Raw genomic sequence first — 6,501 nt, forward strand, 5'->3', positions numbered from 1 at the left:
GCTCCGTCGCCACGGTCGTAGCGCAGGCGACCAAGAAAGCTGGCGAGTTCCTCCTCAAAAACGGCCTCGATGGTCGCGCGGACGTTCATCCGGAGCCGCTCCTCGATCGGATCGAACCCGGCCTCATAGGCCAGTAGCGGAAAACTGGAAGTATAGGTATTCTTGGTCAGCCTATGGTGAAATCCTCGGCCGCGAGGCCGGAGTGGGACCAATCGAACCGAAAAAGCTGGTGGTTCCCATGCTGGAGCGGTTCATCGCAACGGATCGCGGCTTTGCGAAAGCACGTCGAAGCGAGGTGTCCCATGGTCCATAGTATGCGAAGTACGGATCGCCTTGATCACCTGGTCCAGTATTGGAAATCGCGTGGGTGTGCGTTGACTGGTTTTGTCTGCGTATGCTCTGGGGCGCAGATGATTGAATAGCAGACGCGCAAAGCCGTCTATTGAGAAAGCGTGAAGGGTCATTGACCAATTGGGCCCACGGCGTTGGTCTGTTTGCGTGGCCGGATATCCTCGAGCGCTGAGTAGAATGCAGGTAGCACGACCAGTATAAGCACGGTTGCAGCGAGAAGGCCGAACACCACGGAAATCACGAGGGGCTTGAGCGTCTGGGCCTGGGTGGAGGATTCCAGCAGCAGCGGTGCCATGCCCATGATCGTGGTCGAGACCGACACGAAGATCGGGCGGAAGCGGGCGCGCACGGCCTCTCCTGCGGCCAGCGCGGCCGACAGTCCCTTGGCGCGACGGGCGTTGATGACACCGACCAGCAGGATTGCGTTGTTCACCACGATCCCCGCAAGCGAAGCCGCCCCCACCAGTGACGGCATCGAGATGTTGTAGCCCATCAGCACATGGCCCCAGATGACGCCCAAAAACGCGAGCGGGATGGTGATCATCACGATCAGCGGCTCCACATAGCTGCGGAACTGGAAACTGAGCACGAGGTAGATGCCCACCAGCCCGATCAGGAACCCGCGCAGGATCGAGGCGACGGTTTCCGCCGAATTCGCGGCCTGCCCGCCGATGTCAAAGCCAAGGCCGGGGGTGGTGGCCACCAGACCGGGCAGGAAGCCCTCGGCCAGCCGCGCAGTGATCGCGTCGGCATTGCCGATGCGGCCGTCCACATCGGCCGCGACGGTCAGCGTGCGCAGCCCGTTGCGCCGCGTGATGGTGTCCCAGCCGCGCGCCTCCTCGATAGTGGCGATGCTCGACAGCGGCACGGTGCCGCCACCGGGCAGCGCGATCTCGAAAAGGTTCAGGTCAGCGCGGTTGGCGCGGTCCTCATCGGCAAGCCGCAGCTCGATATCCCAGGCCAGATCGCCGCGCCGGATTTCCGCAAGCTGCGTGCCGAGAAAGGCCGCACGAAGCTGGCCAGCCACATCTGTGGCGGTCAGCCCCAAGGCCTCGGCGCCGGGTGACAGATTCAGCCGTAATTCGGGTGCGCCGAGGCGCAGGTCGAGGATCGCGTTGCGCACACCGGCATAGGTTTCAAGCTCCGCCAAAGTGGCGCGGCCCGCTGCCTCCAGCGTGGCGAGGTCGGGGTGGCTCAGGCGCAGTTCGACCGCGATGCCCTGCGGGCCGATCCCCGGCTCGGTCAGGATCAACGAGGACACCCCGGGCAGCGGCCCGATCTCTTCGCGCCAAAGCGTGATGATTTCGTCCAACGTGCTGCTGCGTGTCTCGGCGCCGAGCAGGTCCACCGCGACGGTGGCGACATGGGCACCGGTCTCGCCCGCCGACAGGTTGCGGCCCAGCCGGGTGATGCGGCGGATCACCAGCGGTTGTGCTTGGGGCTGATCGGGGGTGAGGCGGGCGTTCACGCGGTCGAGCGCCGCCTCGACCTGCGCGACGGCTTGGCCCGTGCGCGCCAGCGGTGTGCCTGCGGGTAGCATCAGCCGCGCCTCGAGCACGTCGCCGTCGATCTCGGGCATTGCCTCGCGCTTGACCACGCCGCCGCCCAGGGCGCCGACGGTCAGGATCAAGGCCCCGATGGCCAGACCGACAACAAGCCAGCGCGCCTTGATCGCGGCGTCTGCCAAGTGGCCCACGCCACGCTCGCGCAGGGCATCGAAGCCGGCGTCGAAGCGGGCGCGGAAGCGGGAGGGGGCAGTGTCCTTCATGCCCCCTTTCAGGTGGTGGGGCAGGATCAGGAAGGCCTCGATCAGCGACGCGGCGAGTGCGGCCAGCAGGACCACCGGCAGAACTTCCAGCACGGCGCCCAACTCGCCCGCCAGGAAGGCGAGGGGAAGGAACACGGCCAGCGTGGTCAGAAAGGAAGAGATCACACCGGGCGCCACGGCTGCGACGCCCGCCGCGACGGTTTCGACCGTGGCCCCCTTGGCCGAATGCACCGCGATGGAATCCGCGATCACGATGGAATCGTCCATAACGATCCCGATCGCCATCAAGAGCGCCACCAGTGTCATCATGTTCAGGCTGAGCCCGGTCAGCCCCATCCAGAGGAACGCCCCGGCAAAGGCCACGGGCAGGCCCATCGCGGCCCAGATCGCGAAGCCGGGGCGAAAGAACAGGCTCATCACCACGACGACGAGAACCAGCCCGATCACGCCGTTCTGCACCAGCATCACCAGCCGGTCGCGGATGATGGAGGTCACGTCCTGCACCACTTCCACCGTGATCGTGTCGGGCAGGCGGGCGGTTTCCTCGGCCACCAGCGCCACGACGCCGTCGAGCACCCGCAGCGCGTCGGCATCGAGCGCCTTGGCGACATCGAGCACGATGGCAGGCACCCCGTCGACAAGAGCCCGGTCCTGCGGCGGTTCGAACCGTTCCTCGATCGCCGCCACGTCGCCCAGCGTCAGGGTCGCGCCATTGGGCAACACCAGAACCGGGATCGTGTCAAGCGTCCTGGCTGTGTCGCGTTCAGCAGTGAAGCGAAGGGTCAGCTCCGCGCCCGGTCCCTCCAGCGTGCCTGCGGGCAGGTCGATGTTCTGCGCGGCGATGGCGGCGGCCAAGGCGGCAGGCGTCAGTCCGTGGCTGTCGAGCACGGCGCGCTCCGCGGTGATGGTCAGTGTCCGGGTGCCGAGGCCGCCGCGCGTGACGCCCGCGACACCTGGTAGGGCGGTCAGCCGGTCCAACAGCGCGTCAGCGTAGTGGTCCAGCTCGCCCAGAGGCAGATCGCCCGAGATGGCGACCGATGTGACAGGATCCGAGCGGTGCAATTCGCGCACCACGGCAGGATCGGCTCGGTCGGGGAAGGTGTCGATGGCTGACACCTCGGTGCGCAGCGAATTGATGAAGCGCAGCGCATCGTTACCGGGCGCCATGGTTGCCACGGCCCGCGCGCGGCCGAACTGGGCGGTGCACGTGAAGGTTTCCAGCCCCTCGACAGCCTGCACTCCGTCCCAGAGCGGCGCGCAGATCGCGGCCTCCACATCCTCGGCGGCCGCACCCCGGTAGGGCACGGTGATCTCGGCCTCGACGGCGCGGAAATCGGGGAAGGTTTCGCGCAACAGGCCCGGCGCGGCAAAGATGCCCGCTGCAAGGAACAACAGAAGCAGCAGGTTGCCCGCCGTCGGGTGGCCGGTGAACCAGCGTATCATGGCTGGACCTCGACCGGGGTCAGGGCCATGCCGGGAATGGCCGGCGCGATGTCGTCGATCACCACGCGGTCGCCCGGCGACAGGCCAGCGGCGATAACGACGCGGCCATCCTGCGCGAAGGCGGCGTTGACGGGGCGCAATTCCAGCAAGTCATCGGGGCCAAGGACACGCACCATGTCGCCATGCAACGCGGCCTCGGGGATCGCGATGAGGCCTGTCATGGAAGCGCCCGAAAAGGAAAGCTGCACCTGCATGTTGGGCACCAGCGGCAGGCGGCGGGGCGGGTCGGCGCCCTCATAGGGGTCGTCAACCCTGACCACGACCGGCACGGTGCGCGCACGGGCATCCAGCGCGCCCTCGATCCCGACAACACGGGCGCTCCAGATCTGTCTCGGGTCCGCCAGAGGGCTGAGCGTCACCTCGATCTGCGTGGCGGGCATGTCGCGCATCATGTCGCCAAGGGTGATGCCCTCCGGTGTATCTCCCAATAGCCGTCGAAAGCTGTCTATCGGCAAATGCGCCACGACCTCGGCCGCCGCGATCCCGTCGGCACGGATCACCACTTGGCCAGGGGCGACGGTCTGAAACTGCTCTGCAGTCACCTCAGTTACTCGGAGGTTGAACGGCGTCGTCAGGGTCGTGCGGTTCAGCGACCGGCGCGCACGGTCGATCGCAGCCTCGCTGCGCGCGACCTGTGCTGCTATCCGCGCCTCGCGGGACGGGATCAGGGCGAGCGTGTTCTCCAGCTCCGCCACCGTGCGGCGGGCCAGAAGGGTCGCGCGCTCGGCCTCGTCGGCGCGCGATTGCGGAACGGCGCCTTGCGCGACGAGTGTGCGCGTGCGTTCCAGATCGGTCTCGGCCAGGGCCAGCCGGTTCTGTTCCAGCGAAAGGATGCGCCGCGTGTTGTCCGCCTCTGCCGTAAGCTGCACGCGCTCGGCCTCCAGCACCGCGAGGTCGGCCTGCGATTGCGCCAGCGCCAACTCGTAGTCGGCGGGGTCGATCCTCAGCACTTCCGTCCCCGCCGGGATCAGGCGACCGGGCTCAAGGTCCGGATGGCGCCAGATCACCTCGCCCTGCACCTCGGCCACGGCGACCCAGGTCTCGGCCGCGCGCAGGTTTCCCCATGCAGTGGCGGTCGGACGGATGTCTTCCGCCGCGACCGTCATCACCCGGACCGGCAGAGCGGGCGCGTCGCCCCCGACCTGCGCGGGGCCGGGGGCAGACGCGATCATCCAGGCCGCCGCGGCAATGCCGAGCGCGATGGGTGGCAGCGCCAGGAGCGGGGCGAGGCGCATGGGCTCAGCCCTGCGCCCGGCGCATCCGCGCCAGCGTGCCGTCGCGCAGGATGAACTGGTGGTAGAGCGCGCCAATCACATGCAGCGCAACCAGCGCCAGCAGGACAATCTTCAACACATTGTGCCCCTGCGCCGCGGCCTCGACCCCGCCGAACCACGCGACAGACCCGCTGAGTGGCATCAGGATCATCAGCGCGTAAAGCCCGACATGGGTGAGCTTCGCGAGAATGCCCTGCACCTTGCTGGCCTCGATCGCCGGGGGCACGCCGCGCCGGGCGCGCAGCGTCAGCCGCCACAGCGCGAAGATCATCACCAGCGCGCCGCCCGCCACATGGGCCAGCACGAGCGGGTCGAACCCCGCGTCCAGCCCGTCAGTGATGCGGTCCCACGCAGCCGACATCGCGTCCTTGAAGATGTATTGCTGCGCGATCAGCGCGAAGACGAGCCAATGCAGCACGATCTGCAGGCGGGAATAGCCGGTGGGGGCGGTTTTGGCGGGCATGGCGGGGGTCCTTTCGGTCTGGGCGCGCGACTCGGGATAGAGGTTGCGGTTGCACTCAATGTATGTTAGTGAGTTATAACTAACAAGGGGGCTATATGTCGGGTCGGCAAAGCGCGGAAGAGCGGAAGACACAGATCGTGGCCGAGGTGCTGCGGCTGGCCGATGAGATCGGACCGGATCGGCTGAGTACCACGGATGTCGCGCGCGCCATCGGTCTGAGCCAGCCTGCGATCTTCCGACATTTTCCCACCAAGGGCGCGCTCTGGTTGGCGGTGGCCGAGGATATCGCGAACCGGCTTCAAGGCTCGTGGGCCGAAGCCGAGGCTGAGGCGGCCGGGCCACAGGCGCGCCTGAGGGCACTGATCTGTGCGCAGCTCTCAGCCATATCCGAGACGCCCGCTCTGCCGTCGATCCTGTTCTCGCGCGAGTTGCAGGTGGACAATCCGGCCCTGCGCGACGTGTTTCGCGGGCTTCTGGGCGCGTTTCAGGGCCGCCTTGTTGCCGTGATCCGTGATTTTCAGGCCGCGGGCGACATGAAGCGCGACGTCAGCCCGGAGGATGTCGCCATCCTGCTGACCTCGCTGGTGCAGGGTGTCGCCATCCGCTGGACGCTCGGCGCGCGGGGCTTTGCGCTCCCGCAAGAGGGGTTGCGATTGTTCGACGTGCAGTTGGTGCTGCTGAACGCTGAGGATGACGTTCTCGATGAGAAAAAAAGATAAATTGCTTCGCATCACGGGTGGAGTTGCGATTGCCTTCGGCCTTTTGACAGTTGTTTCGGGCGGCACCACGCTGCTTGGTGCGCTCGAGATGGGGGCTGTCGTCCTGTTCGTCTTGTGGTTCAACACATTGGCTGGACTTGCCTATGTCGTCGCGGGCCTGGGTCTGTGGCAGGGGCGGCGATGGGCCTATCCTCTGTCTCTCGCGATCTTCGCCGCAACGCTGTTGGTCTTCGCGGCGTTCGGTTTGCATGTGGCGCAGGGTGGAGCTTTCGAGATGCGCACCGTTTTCGCCATGACTGTGAATCGGCATGCGAAATTGACCCACTTGGGTGGGTTATGAGCGAGTAAAATTGACCCACCTGCCACGTTAGCATCCGCGCTGGATAGCGCGGAGGAATGAGCAGGTGATATTGATGGAAAGTG

5 protein-coding genes and 2 pseudogenes are annotated in these 6,501 nt (G+C 66.5%); 3 read left to right on the forward strand and 4 right to left on the reverse strand.

Annotated features, from left to right (window positions below):
* Window positions 1-170, reverse strand: a pseudogene (locus AAFO90_RS23560) (IS256 family transposase); the annotation flags it as partial.
* Here AAFO90_RS23560 and AAFO90_RS23565 point away from each other — a divergent pair.
* Window positions 170-313: pseudogene (locus AAFO90_RS23565) on the forward strand (DUF2274 domain-containing protein); the annotation flags it as partial. The pseudogenes AAFO90_RS23560 and AAFO90_RS23565 sit on opposite strands and share 1 nt — an antisense overlap.
* A gap of 147 nt (window positions 314-460) precedes the next feature.
* Here the strand turns inward: AAFO90_RS23565 and AAFO90_RS23570 are convergent.
* Genes AAFO90_RS23570 through AAFO90_RS23580 form a run of 3 tightly spaced genes read right to left on the reverse strand, consistent with a single transcriptional unit; the run spans window position 461 to window position 5,359 of the window.
* Entirely contained in the window at window positions 461-3,562 is a 3,102-nt protein-coding gene (locus tag AAFO90_RS23570; RefSeq protein WP_347511006.1) for an efflux RND transporter permease subunit, read from the reverse strand.
* Window positions 3,559-4,857, reverse strand: coding sequence for a hypothetical protein (locus AAFO90_RS23575; RefSeq protein WP_347511007.1), 1,299 nt, complete (start codon window positions 4,855-4,857; stop codon window positions 3,559-3,561). The genes AAFO90_RS23570 and AAFO90_RS23575 overlap by 4 nt, the downstream gene beginning before the upstream one ends.
* A 4-nt stretch (window positions 4,858-4,861) precedes the next feature.
* Window positions 4,862-5,359, reverse strand: a complete 498-nt coding sequence (locus tag AAFO90_RS23580) for a cytochrome b/b6 domain-containing protein (protein ID WP_347511008.1) — start codon at window positions 5,357-5,359, stop codon at window positions 4,862-4,864.
* A gap of 95 nt (window positions 5,360-5,454) precedes the next feature.
* Between AAFO90_RS23580 and AAFO90_RS23585 the strand changes: the two genes are divergently transcribed.
* Both AAFO90_RS23585 and AAFO90_RS23590 read left to right on the forward strand, forming a co-directional pair.
* Entirely contained in the window at window positions 5,455-6,078 is a 624-nt protein-coding gene (locus AAFO90_RS23585) for a TetR/AcrR family transcriptional regulator (RefSeq protein ID WP_347511009.1), read from the forward strand.
* A complete protein-coding gene (locus AAFO90_RS23590) occupies window positions 6,062-6,418 on the forward strand; it encodes a hypothetical protein (protein WP_347511010.1) in 357 nt (118 codons plus the stop codon). Before AAFO90_RS23585 ends, AAFO90_RS23590 begins: the two co-directional genes overlap by 17 nt.
* Window positions 6,419-6,501: the final 83 nt, after the last annotated feature.

Origin of the sequence: Phaeobacter sp. CAU 1743 (genome assembly GCF_039839315.1) — a bacterium.
Lineage (GTDB): Bacteria > Pseudomonadota > Alphaproteobacteria > Rhodobacterales > Rhodobacteraceae > Phycobacter > Phycobacter gallaeciensis_A.

Coding starts and splice junctions, on each gene's coding strand:
- AAFO90_RS23590 (WP_347511010.1), top strand. CDS start 6,062: ATGAGAAAAAAAGATAAATTGCTTCGCATCACGGGTGGAGTTGCGATT.
- AAFO90_RS23570 (WP_347511006.1), bottom strand. CDS start 3,562: ATGATACGCTGGTTCACCGGCCACCCGACGGCGGGCAACCTGCTGCTT.
- AAFO90_RS23585 (WP_347511009.1), top strand. CDS start 5,455: ATGTCGGGTCGGCAAAGCGCGGAAGAGCGGAAGACACAGATCGTGGCC.
- AAFO90_RS23575 (WP_347511007.1), bottom strand. CDS start 4,857: ATGCGCCTCGCCCCGCTCCTGGCGCTGCCACCCATCGCGCTCGGCATT.
- AAFO90_RS23580 (WP_347511008.1), bottom strand. CDS start 5,359: ATGCCCGCCAAAACCGCCCCCACCGGCTATTCCCGCCTGCAGATCGTG.